Source organism: Pantoea allii (assembly GCF_002307475.1).
Lineage (GTDB): Bacteria > Pseudomonadota > Gammaproteobacteria > Enterobacterales > Enterobacteriaceae > Pantoea > Pantoea allii.
On record NZ_NTMH01000040.1, the window covers coordinates 290,333 to 310,031 of the forward strand.

The window sequence follows — 19,699 nt, forward strand, 5'->3', positions numbered from 1 at the left end:
AGCGTGCTGGCCTGTTTCGTTTTATTCCTTCCTCCCCACCTGTCATTAATTATCTCTTCGTTTTCAGCAAACTGTACGGTTTTGAACGGCGTCCAGCATCTCTGCTATAGTCCATTAATTGTTTTTACTGTTGCCTGGCGCTTTTCGGGGGCAAGCTGAGTTACACTATTCGCCACGTCGCTCTGATGCGTGCTAATCGGTTGATAGCCAGAGTGTTTTTTTACTGAATGAATGGAATAGGCACAATGATCAAGAAACTGAGTCTTTGCGCATTGTCGGTACTTGCTGCATTACCGCTTGGGACGCTGGCACACGCCGCTGACAACGATATGCAGTTACAACAGGTGCTGATGTTCAGCCGCCATAACCTGCGTGCACCGCTTGCGGATAACGGCAGCGTGCTGGCACAGTCCACGAAAAAAAATTGGCCGGAATGGGATGTTCCGGGTGGACAACTGACCACGAAAGGCGGTGTGCTGGAAGTGTATATGGGTAATTATACGCGTCAGTGGCTTGCGCAGCAGGGACTGGTTAAGAACGGCGTCTGCCCGGACAGCAACAGCGTCTTTGTTTATGCAAACAGTCTGCAGCGCACCGTGGCGACGGCGCAGTTCTTTGTGAATGGTGCTTTCCCAGGTTGTGATATTGCTGTTACCCATCAGGATGAAATGGGTAGCATGGACCCGGTATTTAATCCGGTTATCACTGAGGGTAATGAAGAATTCATCAAAAAAGCGCTGGCGGGCATGACCGCAGCCAATGAAAAACTGTCACTGAAACCTGCATTCCAGCGTCTTGAGAAGATTGTTGATTACAAATCGTCTCCCGCCTGTAACAACAAAAAGCAGTGCGATTTGAGCACGGGTCAGAACACATTTATCGCGGAAAACGGCAAAGAGCCTGGCGTGAACGGGCCACTTAAAGTGGGCAATTCACTCATGGATGCCTTTACGCTGCAATATTACGAAGGCTTCCCGCTGGATCAGGTTGCCTGGGGACAAATCAAAACGCCTGAACAGTGGCAGGCGCTTTCAGCCATTAAAAATGGCTATCAGGATGTGCTGTTCACCACGCCAGATGTGGCACGCGATGTCGCTGCGCCGCTGGTGGACTACATTCGCAGCCAGCTTATCGATCAGGAAAAGTCAGACTCGCCAAAAGTCACGCTGATGGTTGGGCATGATTCCAACATTGCGTCACTGCTGAGTGCGTTACAGGTTAAGCCTTATGAATTACCTGATACCTACGAAAAAACGCCGATCGGCGGGCAGGTGGTGTTTGAGCGTTGGCACGATGCGAAAAACAACAAAGATTTGCTGAAAATCGAATACGTTTATCAAACAGCCGATCAACTGCGCGATGCAGAAGTACTGAGCCTGAAGAAGCCACCTAAGCGCGTGACGCTGCAACTGGCAGGTTGCCAGACAGACGCTAACGGTTACTGCAGTTGGGATCAGTTTGCCCAGGTATTAAACAGCTCGCTTCAGGGCACAGCACTGCAGCCTGCGGCGCCGGAACAGCCCGCTGCAGCGGCGAAACCTGACGATGCCAAAGCGGCAACCGATAGTGCCGCAGCGCAAAAGGCGGAGGCTGACAAGGCCGCTGCCGATAAAGCGGCTGATGAAAAGGCCAAAGCGGATAAAGCCGCTGCTGACAAAGCCACTGCTCAAAAAGCAGCCGATGATAAGGCTAATGCTGACAAGGCGGCGGCAGAGAAGGCCGCTGCTCAGAAGGCGGCTGACGAAAAAGCCAGGGCAGATAAGGCGGCAGCGCAGAAAGCGGCTGATGATAAGGCTAAGGCTGACAGTGCTGCACCACAGGCGGGAAGCAATAATGCCACCGCCAATACTGCGCCAGCCAAAACTGAAAATGGTGATGCGAAGCAACCTGCGGCAGCGAACTGATCCTGTTCAGCACCTGAAAATAAAAAACCCCGTCAATACGGGGTTTTTTTATGGCAACGCTATGCTCAGCCTGCAACCACAACCAGCTTTTGGTTAGCAAACTCTTTAATGCCAAGGTCGGAAAGTTCGCGTCCATAACCGGAACGTTTTACTCCGCCGAACGGAAGCTCAGCGGACGTGTCGCTTTGCGAATTAATAAACACCATGCCTGTTTCAATGGCAGAGGCCAGCTTACGACCGCGGGCAATATCCTGGGTCCACACCGAACCGCCTAAGCCGTAATGTGAATCGTTGGCCAGCGCCACCGCTTCAGCATCGTTAGCCACCACGTACATTTGCGCGACGGGGCCAAAAAATTCCTCGAAGTACGCCGGGTTATCGCGCGTAATGTTGGTCAATACAGTCGGCTGGTAGAAACAACCTACACCCGCCACGGCTTTGCCGCCGGTAATCAGCCGCGCACCATTCGCCACCGCTTCATCAACCTGTTTTACCAGACGATCGCGTGCATCCGCGGAGGAAAGGGGGCCGAGGGTCGTTTTCTCATCCAGTGGATCGCCCAGGGTTGCTGCATTCAGCGCCGCGCTGAACTTATCAATAAAAGTGTCCGCAATTTTCTCATTGAGGATAAAGCGTTTAGCGGCAGTACAAACCTGACCGCAGTTGCTCAGTCGCGCCTGTACGCCCTGACGCACCGCCTCATCAAGATCAGCATCTTCGGTCACAACGAAAACATCATTGCCACCCAGCTCAAGCGTCGATTTTTTCAGATGTTTGCCTGCCTGCTCTGCAACAGCACTCCCGGCACGTTCGGAACCCGTAAGCGCCACGCCCTGAACACGGTCATCGGCAATGAGTTCTGCCACCTGATCGGTTGAGATAAACAGATTAGTCCAGGCCCCTTCGGGCGCACCTGCTTCCCTGACCAGTTTTTCAAACACGTCAGCACAATGCGGAACAATGTTGGCATGCTTAGCCAGGACAGGGTTTCCCAGCGCCAGGTTAGGTGCCAGTACGCGCATTAACTGATAATACGGGAAGTTCCAGGGTTCAACGGCCACCAGAACACCGATAGGGTGATATTCAACCCAGGCTTCCCCGAGTTCACTGTTATAAGGCTGTGGCTTAAGAATGCGTTCAGCATTCTCGGCATAGTAACGGGCAATCTGAGAACAAATTTGTACTTCACCGCGGCTCTGGCCAATCAGTTTGCCCATTTCTTTACTGGCGATGCTTGCCAGTTCTTCCACTCGGTCATCAATCAGGTCAGCCAGTTTTTTCAGCACCTGGAGGCGTGGCTGAATATCGCCTTTGCTCCAGTCTGAGTGGTACAGGTGATCGGCCGTTTCCAGCGCATGGCTAACTGCCGCGCTGTCGTGGGAAGGCCAGCTTTTCATTAACTGGTTGTTAGCAGGGTTGATGCTTTGATAGGAAGACATGCAGCTCTCCTTGGTCAGCGAGTAAAAAAAGCATGGCGGGATAACCCGCCATACTGTCAGACGTTTTTGCGTTCTACGGGTTTGTCGTCCCAGGTAAGGACATCCGCATCGGTTTTTTCAAATGCGCGGATTAAAACATCGTCACTGCCTTGTTGACGCCAGATTTCTTCAGCAAGGCGCTCGTCATAGTTTGCGACTTCAAAAATGGCCTCGGCAATTTCTGGCGAGGTGTGGCGCAAGCTGGCCCATTCGCCAACATGATGTGCTTTTGCCTGACTATTCGACATAGCGATCTCCTTTAGGAAGATGAGTCCTTAAGTTTTGTTGCCAGCCCGGCAACGTGTTCGCCCTGAAAACGAGCAATGATCAATTCTTCTTCCGAAGGCTGACGCGAACCATCTCCGCCCGCCAGCGTGGTGGCACCATAAGGTGTTCCACCACGGACTTGCGAAATATCGAACATCTCTTTGGTGCCATAACCGATGGGAACGATGACCATGCCGTGATGGGCGAGGGTGGTCCAGACAGAGGTAATTGTTTGTTCCTGTCCGCCGCCTGTACCAGTGGAGGCAAATACGCTGGCGATTTTGCCGTAGAGCGCCCCGGATGCCCACAGGCCACCGGTGCGGTCCCAGAAGGTGCGCATCTGACCAGACATGTTACCGAAGCGGGTAGGCGTACCGACAATAATGGCGTCGTATTGCGGCAGTATCTCTGGCGTGGCCTCAGGCGCAGATTGCTGCGTTTTGCCGCCGACCTCTGCAAAGCGCTCGGCGTCCATGGTTTCGGGAATGCGCATAAGGTCTACCTGCGCATCCGGGACCTTGCGGGCACCTTCGGCCACGGCGTTAGCCATGGTTTCAACGTGTCCGTACATTGAATAGTAAAGCACCAGAATCTTAGCCATTGATCTCTCCGGGGGGTTATTCAACACACCCAAAAGTATAGAAGAGCTTTGAGCAACTGCTGGAGAGCCGCAAGCGTAACGGTTTAAAAAACGCTGAAAATGGGCTTTTGGTGGGGTTATTGTTCTATTTCCAGGGCTATTCTTAGTGATAACTCTGTTTCTAAATGTAACTTCCCGGCTAAAAAATCACTATTTGGGTTGTTATTTAGCCATTTTGACGCTTGTGGTATACGTTTTATGACACTATCTGTGGGTAACACTCATTAGTCAGGTATCTGACAGCCCTGGCGAACCCGGCTACGTAACAGCGCATGCTGAGCGAGCCAAAGTAGTCAGATGCTGGCCCGCAGTGGCATGTTGAAATCCTTGACGCGTTCGCCCCGCAGGAACAAAGCCTGTCACGACCTAATGCAACAGGTTGATTCGCCGTTTGCTGGCCTTCATTCATAGCCCGATGGCGGATGAGATTGCATTACCCGGCATCACTTACCACAATAGCGCCTGAATCAACCAGGCAGGTGAACTATGTCGGATACGACGCGCAGACTGACTCTGCGCATAACGCGTCAGGAATGGGTACTTATTTTCATTACGGTTATCTGGGGCGGGACTTTTTTAGTGGTGCATCGGGCGATGCAGCATTCCGGCCCTTTTTTCTTTGTCGGGTTGCGTTTTGCCACGGCAGCGGTATTACTGGCGCTCTTTTTTCGCCGTCATCTCACCGCCATGAGTGGAAGCGAAATCAAGGCGGGGACGCTTATCGGCCTGACCATCGCCGGTGGTTACGGTTTACAGACCTGGGGAATGCAGACCATTTCCAGCAGCCAGTCAGCCTTTCTTACTGCGTTGTACGTTCCGGTTGTGCCGCTCCTGCAGTGGTTGTTTCTGCGTCGACCACCCCGGTTAATGGCGTGGTTAGGTATTTTACTGGCATTTTGCGGTTTAATACTGGTCGCGGGACCGCAGGATGGACGCGTTACGCTGAATCAGGGCGAGATTGCCACGCTGCTCAGTACGCTGGCGATCGCGGGCGAAATTATTCTTATCAGCCGCTTTGCCGGGCATGTTGATGTTCGTCGTGTGACCTTTGTTCAACTCACGGTCGCTTCACTGTGTGCCTTCTGCTTTATGCTTCCCAATGGAGAAACGTTGCCAGCACTGTCGACACCGTTATTACTCAGTGCGATCGGCCTGGGGGCGGCCAGCGCACTGATACAGGTGACGATGAACTGGGCACAACGTAGCGTGTCGCCCACGCGGGCGACGGTGATCTATGCCGGAGAACCGGTATGGGCGGGCGTCGTTGGGCGCATCGCGGGAGAACGTTTACCCGCCACAGCGATACTCGGTGCGGCCTTTATCGTATGCGGCGTAATAATGAGTGAACTGCGTTTAAAACGCCGCAAAGCGTTTCCCCCTTCCTCCGCGCGGGATGATTGAAGGCGACGAAGGGCAGTGCGCAAACCGCCTGAAGCAATGCATCTTCTGCTGCAAGAGCCGCAGAGGCCGGGATTCGCTCGGCGCTCGCTCTCTAAGCGTTACCGCCCTGTGCTAACGCTTAGGGAAGTGTACCGTCACAAGTGGCGTAAAATCAGTGCGTTGCTATGATGCGTACAGTTAACGTGAAGGGGAAAGCCTATGAAAAAGGAAACATCAGTGCCCACGCGCCGCGCAGTGGCTGTTGCAGCCAAACGGGCGGCTATTTTGGATGCCGCACTGAGCTTTTTTTCCCAGTTTGGCATTCACGGTACGCGGCTGGAAAAAGTGGCCGAACATGCCGGCGTCTCCAAAACGAATCTGCTGTATTACTATCCCTCGAAAGAAGCGCTCTATATCGCCGTGTTAAAAGAGATCCTGGATGTCTGGCTGGCACCTTTGCGCGCACTCAGTCACGATCAGGAACCTTTAAGAGCCATTCGTCATTATATTCGTCTGAAACTGGAAGTGTCCCGCGATCATCCCCAGGCATCAAGGCTGTTTTGCCTCGAAATGCTTCAGGGCGCACCCTTGCTAAAAGGTGAGCTGGCAGGGGATTTAAAAAAGCTGATGGACGATAAAACAGCGATCATACAGCGCTGGATAGCCGAAGGCCGGCTGGCGGGTATTCAGCCTCAACACCTGATTTTTATGCTGTGGGCAACCACACAGCACTATGCTGATTTTGCCAGCCAGGTCGAAGCCATCACGGGAAGCAAGCTCAGCAATCCCCTGTTTTTCGAAGAGACGGTGGAGAACGTTCAGCGCATTATTATTGAAGGGATTCGGGTGCGCTAAGAGAACGCGGCCATACTGAATACAGGAACAAACAACGGAGTAGCCTGATGGATTCTGTTTCACAATGCGTACTGGGCGCATCAGTCACCATGGCGGTGATGGGACGCCGCGTTCCGGCCTGGCAGGCAGCCCTTGTTGGAGCGATAGCGGGAACATTGCCCGATCTGGATGTCTTTATCGATCACGGTGATGCCATCAGCAATATGACGCTGCACCGCACTGAAAGTCACGCGCTGCTTTATCTGACGCTGATTTCCCCGTTACTGGCCTGGCTGGTCGCGCGGCTTTGCCGTGCAGGAGCGACATGGATAACCTGGTGGCCTGCTGTCTGGCTGGCGCTTATTACCCATCCTCTTCTCGACCTGATGACGGTATACGGCACCCAGCTTGGATTGCCGCTTACCGATCATCCTTACGCCATTGGCAGCATCTATATCGTCGATCCGCTGTATACCTTACCGCTGATCGTGGGGTTATGTGTGGCGTTATGGCGGCGAAGCGATCGGGGATTACGCTGGAACTGCGCAGGTCTGGCATTCAGTTCGGCCTATCTGGTCTGGAGTGTTGTGATTCAGCAGGTCGCAGACGGCCAAATCAAACAGTCGCTTCAACAGCAGGGCATTGCGACGAATAAGGTGCTGGTAACGCCAACGGCCTTAAATACGGTTGTCTGGCGTAGCGTGATTATCATACCGGACCGTTATGGCGAGGCTTACTGGTCTTTGCTGTCGCCCGGTCGCCCTGTGAAGGTCACATGGCGGCCACGTCATCCTGCGTTATTTTCATCATTTAAAGGTAACGCGTTTGCAGAACGCATCGCCTGGTTTAGTCACGGCTTTTATGCCATGGGCGAGCATGATGGGCAGGTTACTATCGCCGATTTGCGGATGGGTGAAGATAACCGCTACACCTTTACGTTCGGTTTGGGCACGGCACAACAACCGGATGCTCATCCGCAACGCCTGCCGACCACTGAACGCGCGTTAAAACGCAGTTTCAGTCATATCGCTGACCAGCTATAAAAAAAGCCCGACACGTGTCGGGCTTTTGCGTTTTTAACGGCGCTTAACGGTGTTTGCGTCGGCGCAGTTGCCAGCCCACGGCCAGCAAGATAAACCACAATGGCGTCACCATTAATGCCTGGCGAGTATCGTCCTGTAGCGTCAGTAAGACCAGGATGAACACGAAGAAAGCCATGCAAACCCAGCACATGAATTTACCTAACGGCATTTTAAAGTTCGAGGCCGCATGGCGTTCCGGGAATTTTTTGCGATAGGCCAGATAGCTGCACAGGATAATGGTCCAGACGAACATAAACAGAATGGCGGAAACCGTTGTGACCAGGGTAAATACCGTCATCACATTGGGGATCAGATAAATCAGCGCCACGCCGCACAGCAAACAGAAGCAGGAAAAGAACAGGCCCGTCGTGGGGACGGCGCGTGCAGATAAACGTCCAAAAGCACGGCTGGCCACGCCCTGTTGTGACAGGCCGTACAGCATGCGGCTGGTTGAGAAAATCCCGCTGTTGGCGGATGAGGCAGCGGATGTTAATACCACAAAGTTAACGATGCTGGCGGCAGCGGGCAGACCAATCAGGACAAACATTTCCACAAAGGGACTGCGATCGGCCATCACCTCTGTCCATGGCGTGACCGACATAATCACCATCAGGGCCAGAACATAGAACATGATGACGCGTAGCGGGATGGCGTTAATCGCACGCGGTAAAACCTTGTGCGGGTCGTGTGTTTCAGCCGCAGCCGTACCGACCAGTTCAATGCCGACAAAGGCAAAGACCGCAATCTGGAAACCGGCAAAGAATCCGCTGAGTCCTTTAGGGAACATACCACCATGATCCCAGATATTACTCAGGGATGCAGTGCCGCCACCTGGCGAAGGGTAGTGCATGGAAACCAATACAATTCCGGTAATAATCAACGCGACGATGGCCACAATTTTGATAATGGCGAACCAGAATTCCATCTCACCAAACATTTTCACCGTGGCAATGTTCAACGCCAGGAAGACAAACACGCACAGCAGCGCACTCATCCAGATTGAAAAGCCGGGGAACCAGAGCTGGAAATAAGCACTGATCGCCACCACATCGGCTATTCCGGTGACTACCCAGCAGAACCAGTATGTCCAGCCAGTAAAGTATCCCGCCCACGGCCCAAGTAGGTCAGCTGCAAAGTCGCTGAAAGATTTGTATTCCAGATTCGACAGCAGTAATTCGCCCATCGCGCGCATGACAAAAAACAGCATAAAGCCAATGATCATATAGACGAAGATGATCGAAGGTCCGGCCAGGCTAATGGTTTTACCCGAGCCCATAAACAGACCCGTTCCGATAGCGCCACCGATAGCAATGAGCTGGATATGCCGGTTATGCAGATTACGCCGCAAGGTGTCTGAGCCTTGTGGGCTCTGCGTGTGATTAGATTGATCAACCATGAAATTGTCTTTCCTGTCTTGATGTTGTGTCAGCTCTGATGGCTGTTGAGGATGACTGCCTGAAATAATTTGGCATAAGATAGAGGAAGTAGGAATGAAAACGGTAATGATTTTTTAACAATATCAGACAACATTCTCATCAAAGCGGCATTTTTGTCTTATGCAGGCGTTTTTTACGTCAGATTAGGTAATCTTTCATCACCTTGTGTCATCGGCAGGGCAGATAAGGCAGCGCGCTTCTACACTTGCTCATTATTCTTGGTTTCGCCATCAGAGGCACTATGCGCACGCTTGTCCTGCTTTTCGTATTGATCGGGCTAGGGTGGATGAGTCTGCCCTGGTTGAAAGAGCATTTACCCGCACAGTTTAATCCGTTTACGCCCCTTTCGGTGACCGACGCACCTGGCTGGATGACGCGCCTGAAATTAAAGCGGCTGCAAAATGATCCCGCAGCCTGTCTGGACGTGATGCGTCGCGCAGAGCAGTCGGGATTCGTTAACTTTCGTCAACCGCCGCCCATTACAGGCCGGTGCCCGCTTGAGCATCCGCTCCGGGTGCAAAAATTTGGCACCGTTTCTCTCAACAGCAGTTTTCTGGCCAGTTGTCCGATGGCCGTTGCAGCGACTATGTATGTCGTTCACAGCAGTGAGCAGATTCTGCAGCAATCGGGCAGCAAGCTGGCGGGTATTGAGCATGTTGGCAGCTATTCGTGTCGCAATGTCTATCATCGTACTCAGGGAAGATTAAGTGAACATGCCAGCGCTGATGCCTGGGATATCACTGCCTATCGACTGACCAATGGTCAACGGCTGGTGGTGAGTAAAAACTGGCAGCAACCCGACGATAAAGCCTTATTGCTTCATGGATTATGGCGGTCTGGTTGTGACTTTTTTGGCAATGCGCTTGGGCCAGATTATAATACGGCTCATGCCACACACTTTCATTTAGGCATGCGCGGAGCGGGTTTCTGCAGATAGTGTGCTGACGAATGCCGATGCTAATTGCTGATTTTTTATTTTTAATAAAATGCATTATCTCTTTTTTCGGATGAAATCGTTAATGATTATATTGATTTCTTTTTCTTATATTTAAAAATATACTTTCCGTCGCAGCTTTTTTGTGTGTTACGGTCGTGCTGTGATATTGATGAAGATGAAAAAGCGTCACAGTGGTGACTTGTTAGTTGTGATTAACAATTACAGCTTTTCCTGATAGTTGATATCTTCTTTTTTCTTTAAAATAATCGCTGCCGGCGTGGATTTCATATGACAATAATAACAGGCTATTATTTCAATAAAATATCCTTTCTGTTAAAGCTGCACGTTAGGTTATAAACACAGTGAGAGCCTGACAGGCTTATTAATGTTGTCGGGCATTCTGCCTTCCCCTAATGTGAGGCTTCCCACTAAAACCCTGACCCGTAGCATCGCCAGCAGGTGTTTTTGCGCGCCGGTGAATAGTTTTTAGCCAGCCTCTTCTTGTCTCAGTACAGTAAAAAACAGCGCTCTGGGTTTGGCTGTTATTAGGGGCAATACCACGTTTTGGGCTTGAGTGAAAACTGTCCTCAGTCAGGCTGATGCGGAAAATGTGTACATGCATTTGCGCCGATGTCATAGCGCCCTCAGGACGGATAATAAGTTGCGGATCGTAACTTATTGAGTATTATTTCTTAACAGGCGCCGTGTTAAAAGATTGAAAAAATATAAGAAAAATCTTATTATTTGGTCTGTTGCGAGCCACTCAAATCGCCTGAGGCATTCCTCTACACTCTGTTTTCACCTTTTTGCCTGTAAAATGACCTGAAGAGTGTATGAAAATAAAGCTTTTTATGATGCCATGACACAGGGTAAATTATTTTTGTTGAAAAAATATCAAGCATGCAGTGGGATTTGAGGCAATATGACAAGTGAAGATTATTTTTCCTGGCGGGCTGAAACTGAAAATAAATTTCAGGCATTAGCCACGACCCAAGAATTAAAGGGGCTTTTGCAGGATTATATCCAGTCACTGGGTTTTGATTTTTTCGCTTTTTTCATCCAGCACCGCGTCCCCTTTACCCGGCCACGCGTTTATTTGCACGATACTTATCCTAAATTATGGATTAAACGTTATAAAGAACAGAATTATTATGCCATCGATCCCGTGCTACAGCTTTGTCAGCGCTCAGGAAGAGGGGTCGAATGGACGGCGGAACTGTTTAGTTGCGCAAAAGAAATGTGGCAGGACGCATGTAATTTTGGGCTACTGAGCGGATTTTCGTGTTCTGCAATGGCATCAAATCGAGCCGTTGGTATATTATCTATAGGATCAAAGCGTCCCTTTATTACTGACTGTCGGCGAGTTGAGCTCGAGGCCAGGCTGCATTTTTTGGCTGAACAAAGCTTATACTTGCTCGAACGCCTGAATGATGAAGCGCTGATGGTTCAGGGAAATGATTTTAGTCAGCGTGAGCTGGAAATTTTGAAATGGACTGCTGAAGGAAAAACCTCACAAGAAATTTCAGTTATTTTATCGATCTCTGAGCACACCGTAAATTTTTACCAAAAAAATATGAAAAAACGTTTTAATGTTTCTAATAAAACTCAAATTGCCTGCTATGCCGCAGCAATTGGACTGATTTAAATGAAAAGCAACTGCCAACTTTAGTAGTTCCCTCGTTGAGGTCACTTGTCTACCCTGCGCTGATGCGTTCTTGGGCAGACGCAAAGAAATCATTGCAAACATGGGGATGTCAGAGGCGCATGATGAAAATAGTTCAAACGCAATTAAAGGATATGCCATCCTCCTTGCTTGCCGAGCTTGGCAGTTACCGTTACAGCGTGTTTGCACGGGGTGAAGGTTGGTCGATTCCACCGCGTCTGAGCACGCCTGGTCAAGAGTATGATCGTTTTGATCGCTCTGATGTAACCTGGTTGATTGCATGGAGTGTGCGCAGTGGCATCAGTGGCTGTGCGCGGTTGATGCCCTGGACTGAACCCGAGCAAACCGAGGGTATCGTATTACCCTTTAATCATGAAAAGGTATGGGAGATGTCGCGTTTCTCGGCGCGGCTGGAAGTGGACCCTGAGTTGCCGCTTAATATTCTCTGGCATGCCGTTCAGCTTGCAGAGCTTAACGGTATTGAATTTATTATCAGTTCGGCCACGCCAATGCTGGAAAAAATGTTCGAACAGCATCAGGTCGTGTATCAGCCATTAACGCCGGGTCTGATTCAGTCTGAGGACAACCTTTTTGCCATTCGTATTCCGGTCACCCAGCCGGCACTGGCAGAAAAATATCGCGGTACACGACGATTCAGCCCGGAAGAGGTGCTTCCTTCTCTCGGCGTATCGGTTAACTGGCATCCGCATGGTTAGATGTGTGCCCCCGGATACGGGGGCAGCTTAGCGTTACTGGCGATAGGCGGCTTTGATCTGTTTGATGGTGTTGCTAAACACTTCTGCCTGCGGCATGTCACCTAAGGTTTTAACGTAGCGTTCCATATTTATAATCACTTTACCGGCATCTGCCTGGCCCATTCCTTTTAGAATCAATGTGATCATCATCTTCAGGCAAGCCACTTCATCGGATAATTTTTGCGTTTCCTGCGAGGTAGCGAAATCTTCATCGCTCATGAATGTCTCCTTGGTGGTTAACGTCGTCTTTTCAATCTGTACGCATAGCAATCCGAGAGTATATCACAGGGGATACAGCTTGCTGAGCGCATCACAAAACCAAGGATGCCGCCTCCGTTTTGTTCAGGTAAATTAATAAATAACGGACGGGAATAGTTGAGGGTGATGGCGCTGAGTTTTGTGAAAAAAAGTGCTATTTGAATCAATCAGATATTATTTAACTTATTGAAAATGAATATTTTTTAAATTTTTAATCTTGTCAGCCATTTTCTCATCGCTGTGAACCGATCTCCCGCCATATGAGTTGATATAAATCATTGAATACTTTCCTTACATCACCTTGTATATGGGCTTTTAATGCAAAAACGGGTATGATTGCCGCTTGCAATCGTTAAATGCTACCTCTTAATTAGCTGCGGAGTGCTTCGCGTTGATCACTGTCCTTCTTGTCGATGACCATGAACTGGTACGTGCCGGTATCCGCCGTATTTTGGAAGATATTAAAGGTCTGGTGATTGCTGGAGAAGCCTGTTGTGGCGAAGATGCCGTTAAATGGTGTCGTGCCAACCAGGTCGATGTCATTTTAATGGATATGAATATGCCCGGTATCGGTGGGCTGGAAGCCACGCGTAAAATCGTGCGCTACAATCCCGATATCAAAATTATCATGCTCACCATTCATACTGAAAATCCGCTGCCTGCGAAAGTGATGCAGGCGGGTGCTGCGGGCTATCTGAGTAAAGGCGCCGCTCCACAGGAAGTGGTGAACGCAATTCGCTCGGTCAAAGCAGGCCAGCGCTATATTGCATCGGACATTGCTCAACAAATGGCACTTAGCCAGATTGAGCCGCAAAAAGCCGAATCTCCCTTTAGCTGTTTGTCGGAAAGGGAATTGCAGATTATGCTGATGATCACCAAGGGACAAAAGGTGACGGAAATTTCCGAGCAGCTTAATCTCAGTCCTAAAACCGTTAACAGTTACCGTTACCGGATGTTCAGTAAACTGAATATCAGTGGCGATGTAGAGTTAACGCATCTGGCCATCAGACATGGCCTGTATAATGCGGAGCCGTTAATCAGTAGTGAGTGACCTCTTTAATCCTAAAATTTTTCTGAGTACGGTCACCAGCGAGCCAGGTGTCTATCGGATGTATGATGCCTCCGGAACGGTTATCTATGTCGGCAAAGCCAAAGATCTGAAAAAGCGGCTTACGAGCTACTTTCGTACGAACGTAGGCAGCCGAAAAACCGAAGCGCTGGTGAGTAACATTCATCACATTGATGTCACCGTAACCCATACTGAAACCGAAGCGTTGTTGCTTGAGCACAATTACATCAAGCTCTATCAACCACGCTATAACGTTCTGTTGCGTGACGATAAATCCTATCCCTATATTTTTCTCAGCAGCGATGCCCATCCCCGTCTGGCTATGCACCGGGGCGCGAAACACGCAAAAGGGGAGTACTTCGGTCCTTTTCCCAATGGCTATGCCGTGCGTGAAACGCTGGCGTTGCTGCAAAAAGTCTTTCCGATTCGCCAATGCGAGAACAGCGTCTACCGCAACCGTACACGTCCCTGTCTGCAATACCAAATTGGGCGCTGCCTTGGGCCTTGTGTAGCCGGGCTGGTCAGCGAGGAAGAGTACGCACAGCAGACGGATTACGTGCGGCTGTTTCTGGCAGGCAAAGACGATCAGGTGCTGAATTTACTGGTCAGCCGCATGGAAGATGCCAGCAACGACCTACGGTTTGAAGAAGCGGCCCGTCTGCGTGACCAGATTCAGGCCGTCAGGCGCGTCACCGAGAAGCAGTTTGTGTCTAACCAGGGCGACGATCTGGATGTGATTGGCGTGGCCTATGACGCCGGGATGGCCTGTTTGCACGTGTTGTTTATCCGTCAGGGTAAAGTGCTGGGTAGCCGAAGCTATTTTCCCAAGGTCCCTGCCGATACCGATCTGGCGGAAGTCGTGCAAACCTTTGTCGGGCAGTTTTATTTGCAGGGCAGTGAGATGCGCTCGTTGCCCAGCGAGATTTTGCTTGATTTCACCTTACCTGAGCGCGAACTGCTGTCCGACTCCCTGACGGAATTAGCCGGGCGTAGAGTGAATATTCAAAGTAAGCCTCGCGGTGACCGTGCACGCTATCTCAAGCTGGCACGAACCAATGCCGGTTCGGCATTAAAAACGCGGCTGTCCCAGCACTCGACGATTCATCAGCGTCTGACGGCGTTAGCCGAGTTTCTGGAGCTGGATAAGATTAGCCGGATGGAGTGTTTTGATATTAGTCATACCATGGGAGAGCAGACCATCGCGTCCTGTGTCGTATTTGATCAAAACGGCCCCCTGCGCGCCGACTATCGCCGCTACAACATTACCGGCATTACGCCCGGGGATGACTATGCCGCGATGAATCAGGTGCTGCGTCGTCGTTATGGAAAAGCTATCGAGGAGGACAAGATTCCCGATGTGATTCTCATTGACGGCGGAAAAGGTCAACTGGCCCAGGCAAAGCAGGTGTTTGCCGAACTGGACGTTTCCTGGGACAAAACACGTCCGATTTTACTGGGCGTGGCAAAAGGCAGCGATCGTAAAGCCGGACTTGAAACGTTATTTTTTGAGGCAGAAGGTGAGGGCGTTTCGCTGTCACCCGACGCACCAGCCCTGCACGTGATCCAGCATATTCGTGATGATGCTCACAATCATGCAATTTCGGGCCACCGCAAAAAACGAGCTAAAGTCAAAAACACCAGTGCGCTGGAAAGCATTGAAGGTGTGGGGCCAAAACGACGTCAGCAGCTGCTCAAGTACATGGGCGGCCTGCAGCCACTGATGAATGCATCGGTGGAGGAGATCGCAAATGTACCGGGCATATCGCATGCCCTGGCAGAAAAAATCTACTACTCGTTGAAACACTAGCATTGAAACAGGGTGGGCAATGTAGGAACATATGCCAAACACCACCCAATCCAGACAGTTACCAGCATATGCAATTTAACATTCCGACCTGTCTTACCCTGTTTCGCGTCGTTCTTATTCCGTTCTTTGTGCTGGCTTTCTATCTGCCGTTCCACTGGGCGCCATTGGTTACCGCGTTAATCTTTATTGTCGCAGCCGTAACTGACTGGTTCGACGGCTTTCTGGCGCGCCGCTGGAAGCAGACCACGCGCTTTGGTGCGTTTCTCGATCCTGTTGCCGATAAAGTTATGGTAGCCATTGCTCTGGTGCTGGTTGCGGAGTACTTTCACGCCTGGTGGATCACCCTGCCGGCTGCAACGATGATTGCGCGAGAGATCATTATCTCTGCGCTGCGCGAGTGGATGGCGGAAATTGGCAAACGCAGCAGCGTCGCCGTATCCTGGATTGGTAAAGTGAAAACGACGGCCCAGATGTTCTCACTTTTTGCCTTGCTGTGGCGTCCGGACAGCATGGTCGTCGGCGTAGGTGTTGTTGCGTTATACATTGCTGCAGTGCTGACTTTCTGGTCAATGTTCCAGTATTTGAGTGCCGCGCGTGGGGATTTGCTCGAACCGTGATCGATACGATTTAAAAAGCAGCAAACGGACGCAATGTGGGGATAATTTTATTGACTCATCGCGTCATCTCAGTAGAATGCATCGCATCGAACGGCAGCACTGCTGCAGAAGCTAAGAAAAATCAGTAAGTTCGATGAAACGTAGTAAAAATCGACCCCTTCAGCAGGCAGCAAACTGAATGGTGAGATGATGCGGGAATAGCTCAGTTGGTAGAGCACGACCTTGCCAAGGTCGGGGTCGCGAGTTCGAGTCTCGTTTCCCGCTCCAAATTAGCAGGTCAGGACAACCTGGCAGCATATCAGTTTTAGGCGCGTTGGCAGAGTGGCTATGCAGCGGATTGCAAATCCGTGTACCTCGGTTCGACTCCGGGACGCGCCTCCAGTTATACCTCGCCCGGGTGGTGAAATCGGTAGACACAAGGGATTTAAAATCCCTCGATCGCAAGGTCGTGCGGGTTCAAGTCCCGCCCCGGGCACCATATTGAAACATCAATAAAATCAAGTAGTAGCAGTGTCGTTTAAGCCGCCTCTTTGGGCGGTTTTTTGTTTTTATTTCTGCTTTTCAGAATATGGCTTCAGAATATGAAGCGCTTCCAGCTCTGCCCCAACCACCGGAACCACAGCGATTTTCCTGTCATATCGTGCCGTCTGTTCGACATTCTTGTGACCCGAAATTGCCCGCTTCTCGTAAATATCAACATTCAAATCTGAAACCCCTTTTGCCTTCAAATCATGAAACGTAAAATTGAAATCGATGTCAGGGAATTTCTCCTTTGCTTCCTGCTTAAGTTTCCTCCATCTAGCATTGAAACCATCTCTTGTATAACCGGCACCGGAAGGCTGGTGGATGATAAAAATACTGCTCATTCCTTTATTCAGTGGTAATGACTCTGCCAAGGAAATGACAGAACGGAGCCTTTCACTCCAGCCCTTTATCTGAGCAACTGAAGTTTTGCTTTGCTTGATCAATATCCCTTGCTCAACAAGCTGGGTTTTCTTCATTGAAAGAACGTCAGCCTGCCGCGCCAGACATAAATAGGCCAGCTCCATAGCTATCTTCTCAACAGGCGAAGCAAGGCTATACAAGGCTGCATATTCTTCATGTGTTACATAACGATCACGAGACTTCTCTTTGTACTGTTTTACCCCTTTCGTAGGATTTCCCTTCACCAGTCCACGCTCATATCCCCAACGAAAAACACGTGAAATAAACGCCTTCTCACGGTTGGCCTGAACACGGCTTTTCAAGCCGCGCTTGTCCATATATTTTCGGATGTGTTCCGGTTTAATAGAGTCAGGGGGCATCTTCCCAAAGACGGCCAAAACTTTAACCGAGTATTTTCGGTAGTCTTTTTGCGTTTCTTTGGCTAATTCGAAAAAATCTGGAGAATTAAAAAAGGATTCTGCCAGGCCTTCGAATGCATCTTCACGCTTACGTTCGTTAATAAGTGCTTCGTATGCTATCCAGACCTGAGCCTTCGTACTGTCTATGTCGCAAAGCCGAACTGTGCCGCCGTTTTTAGGCTTAAATTCGTAAGCAGAACGGCCCCGATAAACGCGGGGCGGTAACCAGTTATCTTCCTTGTTCTGTCTGACTCTTGCCATCAGTCTAACGCTCCAAAATCTGGCTCATTCATATCATTAGTGGTCTGCTTACGCGATGCCAGTGGATCATTGAAGTGCTGCCATGTGGTTCGCGGTCTGCCATCCCTTCGCACCATAAAAAATATTCCTGCATTTTTAAGACACTGGCATTGCTTTGAAGGCGTTTTATAGCCTGTCAGTTGTTCAATGTCGGCATCGGAAATAATTTCGTTATTGCTCTGATTCATACCCCACACACTCCCGCTGCAACAGGTTTGAAAAGCCGTGACAGGTCACGGCGCTATAACCAATTTAGTTTCATGCCAGCCCAGGCTAACCCAACAGGCCGACTCTTCTTTCAATGGGCAATCCTGCACAGGCAGGCAATCACCACACTTACCGCACTTGCGCTTACTCATCGACTTGATCCGACTACGGACCCGCGCATCGTCCTGGCGAATAAGCAGAGCGATATACTCTGCTATTTCGTAGGGCTCACGCCCCGGACGGCGAGCGGTGCAGTTCTGCTCAAGCATTGCCAGTTCCTGCTCATCGAGAACAATCTCCAGCTTTCTGACACCGGCAGCGGCCTGTCTGGCTCGCTGCTCTGCTTTGCGTTCGGCGGGGGATTTAGGCATTAGTCACTCCATTACTGTTGAGAATGCTGAATGCTCTTGCTGCCACTCGCGGAACCTGTCCATTTCCAAGGGCTTTAAGTCTGTCCACCCCGCAGGCCACTTCATCAGCCACTCTGCATAGTTTGGGTTCACATTCAGGCCAGGCGTTTCCTCTCCGCCATTTTGAATGTGCTGATGGGCTAACCAGTCCTCCAGGTTGTGCCGGTGATCGCCTGTTCTCGCTCTGCACCATGCCACTCCGTGAGAGCCCATGCTGGCCCGCGGGGTAGGCAACAAGCCAGATACGGTCACGTTGATGGGGCGCTCCGAGGTCTGATGCTGAAACACAACACCATTCAGCATCAAACCCCATTTTGGCAAGGTCACCGAGAACCACGGCAAGTCCTCTTCCCACAAGCAGAGGTGAGTTTTCCAGGAACACGTATTCAGGTCGAATCTCACCGACGATTCTTGCCATTTCTCTCCAGAGGCCTGATCGTTCTCCGTCGATTCCAGCTCCCTTGCCGGCACCTGAAATGTCCTGGCATGGAAACCCGCCAGAAATGACGTCAATAATTCCTTGCCATGCTGTTCCGTCAAAGCTGCACACGTCAGACCAAATCGGGAAAGGTCGGAGTGCTCTATCGTTTTGTCGCTGCGCCAAAACTTGTGCGGCGTAGGCATCACGTTCAACTGCGCAAACTGTGCGCCATCCAAGCAGGTGCCCGCCGAGTATTCCTCCGCCAGCGCCTGCGAAAAGAGCCAGCTCATTCATTGACCCTCCGAACCTGCTGCATTCACCATTCTGATACCCATTCGGATATCATCCATCTCAATATCGCCGCTGATATTAGCGTGCCTGAATGCAATGCTAAGAAACTCCAGACATTGCTCATTGGTCCATTCTGGCGCGCTTACAGGCTGTGCGGTGGCGTTAAGGCGCTGGACTTCGGCGATAGCGGCGTTCCAAATAGTTTGTGGATTTGCATGGCAATCAACAAATCCGCCGAACTGGTCGTAAATCAATTTATAAAATTCAGGCGGGCATTTCTTAGGCAAATTAATCATTTTTCACCTCGTAGCCCTGCTGGCGCAATGCTTCAACTACCGCATCTGCGGACATAACAGGCCCAATGCCGTGTAAGTCATCGACACAATCTGGCAACTCCACCGGGCGCAAAAGCTGAGCGGGTGGGGTTGTGAGTGCTGCCAGCGCAACACGTGCCATCAGCACATCTAATTCGTTAAAATCGGCTGCGTATTTAATCGTGTCACGACAGGCGCGCATTACTACATCACGCTGACTTTCTGTCAGCACCTGCACATCACCATCAACTGGATTGGGGGAATTATTTGTCATGGTTAACCCACC

Annotated in this window: 21 protein-coding genes and 3 tRNA genes; 13 read left to right on the plus strand and 11 right to left on the minus strand. The window is 50.5% G+C overall.

The window, feature by feature from the left end; translation table 11 throughout:
* Nucleotides 1-245: 245 nt before the first annotated feature.
* A complete protein-coding gene (agp, locus tag CMR03_RS18365; protein ID WP_208625035.1) occupies nt 246-1,904 on the plus strand; it encodes a bifunctional glucose-1-phosphatase/inositol phosphatase in 1,659 nt (552 codons plus the stop codon).
* 65 nt (nt 1,905-1,969) lie between these two features.
* Here the strand turns inward: agp and CMR03_RS18370 are convergent, their stop codons facing one another.
* Genes CMR03_RS18370 through wrbA form a run of 3 tightly spaced genes read right to left on the minus strand, consistent with a single transcriptional unit; the run spans nt 1,970 to nt 4,250 of the window.
* The gene (locus CMR03_RS18370) at nt 1,970-3,343 is read right to left on the minus strand and encodes an NAD-dependent succinate-semialdehyde dehydrogenase (protein WP_096012252.1); all 1,374 of its coding nucleotides are present in this window, start codon (nt 3,341-3,343) and stop codon (nt 1,970-1,972) included.
* Nucleotides 3,344-3,399: 56 nt separating this feature from the next.
* On the minus strand, nt 3,400-3,630 hold the full coding sequence (locus CMR03_RS18375) for a YccJ family protein (protein ID WP_063878999.1): 231 nt from the start codon (nt 3,628-3,630) through the stop codon (nt 3,400-3,402).
* An 11-nt stretch (nt 3,631-3,641) separates the two neighbouring features.
* Nucleotides 3,642-4,250: an NAD(P)H:quinone oxidoreductase gene (wrbA, locus tag CMR03_RS18380; RefSeq protein ID WP_096012253.1), complete on the minus strand. Its 609-nt coding sequence runs from the start codon at nt 4,248-4,250 to the stop codon at nt 3,642-3,644.
* A 525-nt stretch (nt 4,251-4,775) separates the two neighbouring features.
* Here wrbA and CMR03_RS18385 point away from each other — a divergent pair.
* From CMR03_RS18385 to CMR03_RS18395, 3 genes are all read left to right on the plus strand, one after another.
* Nucleotides 4,776-5,690, plus strand: a complete 915-nt coding sequence (locus tag CMR03_RS18385; RefSeq protein ID WP_063879001.1) for a DMT family transporter — start codon at nt 4,776-4,778, stop codon at nt 5,688-5,690.
* A 198-nt stretch (nt 5,691-5,888) separates the two neighbouring features.
* Nucleotides 5,889-6,524, plus strand: coding sequence for an HTH-type transcriptional regulator RutR (rutR, locus tag CMR03_RS18390; RefSeq protein WP_096012254.1), 636 nt, complete (start codon nt 5,889-5,891; stop codon nt 6,522-6,524).
* A gap of 47 nt (nt 6,525-6,571) precedes the next feature.
* Nucleotides 6,572-7,546, plus strand: coding sequence for a metal-dependent hydrolase (locus CMR03_RS18395; RefSeq protein WP_096012255.1), 975 nt, complete (start codon nt 6,572-6,574; stop codon nt 7,544-7,546).
* A gap of 43 nt (nt 7,547-7,589) precedes the next feature.
* Here CMR03_RS18395 and cycA read toward each other — a convergent pair whose 3' ends face one another.
* A complete protein-coding gene (gene cycA / locus CMR03_RS18400) occupies nt 7,590-8,981 on the minus strand; it encodes a D-serine/D-alanine/glycine transporter (protein ID WP_096012256.1) in 1,392 nt (463 codons plus the stop codon).
* A gap of 281 nt (nt 8,982-9,262) precedes the next feature.
* Here cycA and CMR03_RS18405 point away from each other — a divergent pair, with 281 nt between their 5' ends.
* The 3 genes from CMR03_RS18405 (at nt 9,263) to CMR03_RS18415 (ending at nt 12,337) form a co-directional block, all read left to right on the plus strand.
* The gene (locus tag CMR03_RS18405; RefSeq protein ID WP_096012257.1) at nt 9,263-9,958 is read left to right on the plus strand and encodes an extensin-like domain-containing protein; all 696 of its coding nucleotides are present in this window, start codon (nt 9,263-9,265) and stop codon (nt 9,956-9,958) included.
* A 922-nt stretch (nt 9,959-10,880) separates the two neighbouring features.
* Nucleotides 10,881-11,603, plus strand: a complete 723-nt coding sequence (locus CMR03_RS18410; protein ID WP_063879006.1) for an autoinducer binding domain-containing protein — start codon at nt 10,881-10,883, stop codon at nt 11,601-11,603.
* A 122-nt stretch (nt 11,604-11,725) separates the two neighbouring features.
* Nucleotides 11,726-12,337, plus strand: a complete 612-nt coding sequence (locus tag CMR03_RS18415) for an acyl-homoserine-lactone synthase (protein WP_063879007.1) — start codon at nt 11,726-11,728, stop codon at nt 12,335-12,337.
* A gap of 33 nt (nt 12,338-12,370) precedes the next feature.
* On the opposite strand, the gene CMR03_RS18420 is transcribed toward CMR03_RS18415, so the two are convergent.
* Entirely contained in the window at nt 12,371-12,595 is a 225-nt protein-coding gene (locus CMR03_RS18420) for a DUF2594 family protein (RefSeq protein ID WP_013025302.1), read from the minus strand.
* A gap of 430 nt (nt 12,596-13,025) precedes the next feature.
* Between CMR03_RS18420 and uvrY the strand changes: the two genes are divergently transcribed.
* The 6 genes from uvrY to CMR03_RS18450 all read left to right on the plus strand — a co-directional run bounded on the left by uvrY (nt 13,026) and on the right by CMR03_RS18450 (nt 16,605).
* Entirely contained in the window at nt 13,026-13,685 is a 660-nt protein-coding gene (uvrY, locus tag CMR03_RS18425; RefSeq protein ID WP_063879008.1) for a UvrY/SirA/GacA family response regulator transcription factor, read from the plus strand.
* Complete coding sequence (gene uvrC, locus CMR03_RS18430; RefSeq protein WP_096012258.1) at nt 13,678-15,510, plus strand: excinuclease ABC subunit UvrC; 1,833 nt, start codon at nt 13,678-13,680, stop codon at nt 15,508-15,510. The genes uvrY and uvrC overlap by 8 nt, the downstream gene beginning before the upstream one ends.
* 68 nt (nt 15,511-15,578) lie before the next feature.
* On the plus strand, nt 15,579-16,127 hold the full coding sequence (gene pgsA, locus CMR03_RS18435; RefSeq protein WP_063879010.1) for a CDP-diacylglycerol--glycerol-3-phosphate 3-phosphatidyltransferase: 549 nt from the start codon (nt 15,579-15,581) through the stop codon (nt 16,125-16,127).
* Nucleotides 16,128-16,318: 191 nt separating this feature from the next.
* Nucleotides 16,319-16,394, plus strand: a tRNA-Gly gene (locus CMR03_RS18440).
* A 40-nt stretch (nt 16,395-16,434) separates the two neighbouring features.
* Nucleotides 16,435-16,508: transfer RNA gene (locus tag CMR03_RS18445), tRNA-Cys, on the plus strand.
* 10 nt (nt 16,509-16,518) lie between these two features.
* Nucleotides 16,519-16,605: transfer RNA gene (locus CMR03_RS18450), tRNA-Leu, on the plus strand.
* Between the two features lie 70 nt (nt 16,606-16,675).
* Here the strand turns inward: CMR03_RS18450 and CMR03_RS18455 are convergent.
* From CMR03_RS18455 to CMR03_RS18480, 6 genes are read right to left on the minus strand one after another with little or no spacing between them, the layout of a single operon-like run.
* Nucleotides 16,676-17,731, minus strand: a complete 1,056-nt coding sequence (locus tag CMR03_RS18455) for a tyrosine-type recombinase/integrase (protein ID WP_096012259.1) — start codon at nt 17,729-17,731, stop codon at nt 16,676-16,678.
* Nucleotides 17,731-17,958 (minus strand): DUF4224 domain-containing protein, encoded by a 228-nt coding sequence (locus tag CMR03_RS18460; RefSeq protein ID WP_019106213.1) that lies wholly within the window; start codon nt 17,956-17,958, stop codon nt 17,731-17,733. Before CMR03_RS18460 ends, CMR03_RS18455 begins: the two co-directional genes overlap by 1 nt.
* A gap of 45 nt (nt 17,959-18,003) precedes the next feature.
* A complete protein-coding gene (locus tag CMR03_RS18465; protein ID WP_096012260.1) occupies nt 18,004-18,348 on the minus strand; it encodes a hypothetical protein in 345 nt (114 codons plus the stop codon).
* Entirely contained in the window at nt 18,341-19,102 is a 762-nt protein-coding gene (locus CMR03_RS18470; RefSeq protein WP_096012261.1) for a DNA cytosine methyltransferase, read from the minus strand. The genes CMR03_RS18465 and CMR03_RS18470 overlap by 8 nt, the downstream gene beginning before the upstream one ends.
* Entirely contained in the window at nt 19,099-19,395 is a 297-nt protein-coding gene (locus CMR03_RS18475; protein WP_096012262.1) for a hypothetical protein, read from the minus strand. The genes CMR03_RS18470 and CMR03_RS18475 overlap by 4 nt, the downstream gene beginning before the upstream one ends.
* On the minus strand, nt 19,388-19,687 hold the full coding sequence (locus CMR03_RS18480) for a hypothetical protein (RefSeq protein WP_096012263.1): 300 nt from the start codon (nt 19,685-19,687) through the stop codon (nt 19,388-19,390). Before CMR03_RS18480 ends, CMR03_RS18475 begins: the two co-directional genes overlap by 8 nt.
* Nucleotides 19,688-19,699: the final 12 nt, after the last annotated feature.

What these genes read in the sequence shown, in the direction of transcription:
- agp (WP_208625035.1), top strand. Translation starts at nt 246, where the DNA reads ATGATCAAGAAACTGAGTCTTTGCGCATTGTCGGTACTTGCTGCATTA.
- CMR03_RS18370 (WP_096012252.1), bottom strand. Translation starts at nt 3,343, where the DNA reads ATGTCTTCCTATCAAAGCATCAACCCTGCTAACAACCAGTTAATGAAA.
- CMR03_RS18375 (WP_063878999.1), bottom strand. Translation starts at nt 3,630, where the DNA reads ATGTCGAATAGTCAGGCAAAAGCACATCATGTTGGCGAATGGGCCAGC.
- wrbA (WP_096012253.1), bottom strand. Translation starts at nt 4,250, where the DNA reads ATGGCTAAGATTCTGGTGCTTTACTATTCAATGTACGGACACGTTGAA.
- CMR03_RS18385 (WP_063879001.1), top strand. Translation starts at nt 4,776, where the DNA reads ATGTCGGATACGACGCGCAGACTGACTCTGCGCATAACGCGTCAGGAA.
- rutR (WP_096012254.1), top strand. Translation starts at nt 5,889, where the DNA reads ATGAAAAAGGAAACATCAGTGCCCACGCGCCGCGCAGTGGCTGTTGCA.
- CMR03_RS18395 (WP_096012255.1), top strand. Translation starts at nt 6,572, where the DNA reads ATGGATTCTGTTTCACAATGCGTACTGGGCGCATCAGTCACCATGGCG.
- cycA (WP_096012256.1), bottom strand. Translation starts at nt 8,981, where the DNA reads ATGGTTGATCAATCTAATCACACGCAGAGCCCACAAGGCTCAGACACC.
- CMR03_RS18405 (WP_096012257.1), top strand. Translation starts at nt 9,263, where the DNA reads ATGCGCACGCTTGTCCTGCTTTTCGTATTGATCGGGCTAGGGTGGATG.
- CMR03_RS18410 (WP_063879006.1), top strand. Translation starts at nt 10,881, where the DNA reads ATGACAAGTGAAGATTATTTTTCCTGGCGGGCTGAAACTGAAAATAAA.
- CMR03_RS18415 (WP_063879007.1), top strand. Translation starts at nt 11,726, where the DNA reads ATGAAAATAGTTCAAACGCAATTAAAGGATATGCCATCCTCCTTGCTT.
- CMR03_RS18420 (WP_013025302.1), bottom strand. Translation starts at nt 12,595, where the DNA reads ATGAGCGATGAAGATTTCGCTACCTCGCAGGAAACGCAAAAATTATCC.
- pgsA (WP_063879010.1), top strand. Translation starts at nt 15,579, where the DNA reads ATGCAATTTAACATTCCGACCTGTCTTACCCTGTTTCGCGTCGTTCTT.
- CMR03_RS18455 (WP_096012259.1), bottom strand. Translation starts at nt 17,731, where the DNA reads ATGGCAAGAGTCAGACAGAACAAGGAAGATAACTGGTTACCGCCCCGC.
- CMR03_RS18460 (WP_019106213.1), bottom strand. Translation starts at nt 17,958, where the DNA reads ATGAATCAGAGCAATAACGAAATTATTTCCGATGCCGACATTGAACAA.
- CMR03_RS18465 (WP_096012260.1), bottom strand. Translation starts at nt 18,348, where the DNA reads ATGCCTAAATCCCCCGCCGAACGCAAAGCAGAGCAGCGAGCCAGACAG.
- CMR03_RS18470 (WP_096012261.1), bottom strand. Translation starts at nt 19,102, where the DNA reads ATGAATGAGCTGGCTCTTTTCGCAGGCGCTGGCGGAGGAATACTCGGC.
- CMR03_RS18475 (WP_096012262.1), bottom strand. Translation starts at nt 19,395, where the DNA reads ATGATTAATTTGCCTAAGAAATGCCCGCCTGAATTTTATAAATTGATT.
- CMR03_RS18480 (WP_096012263.1), bottom strand. Translation starts at nt 19,687, where the DNA reads ATGACAAATAATTCCCCCAATCCAGTTGATGGTGATGTGCAGGTGCTG.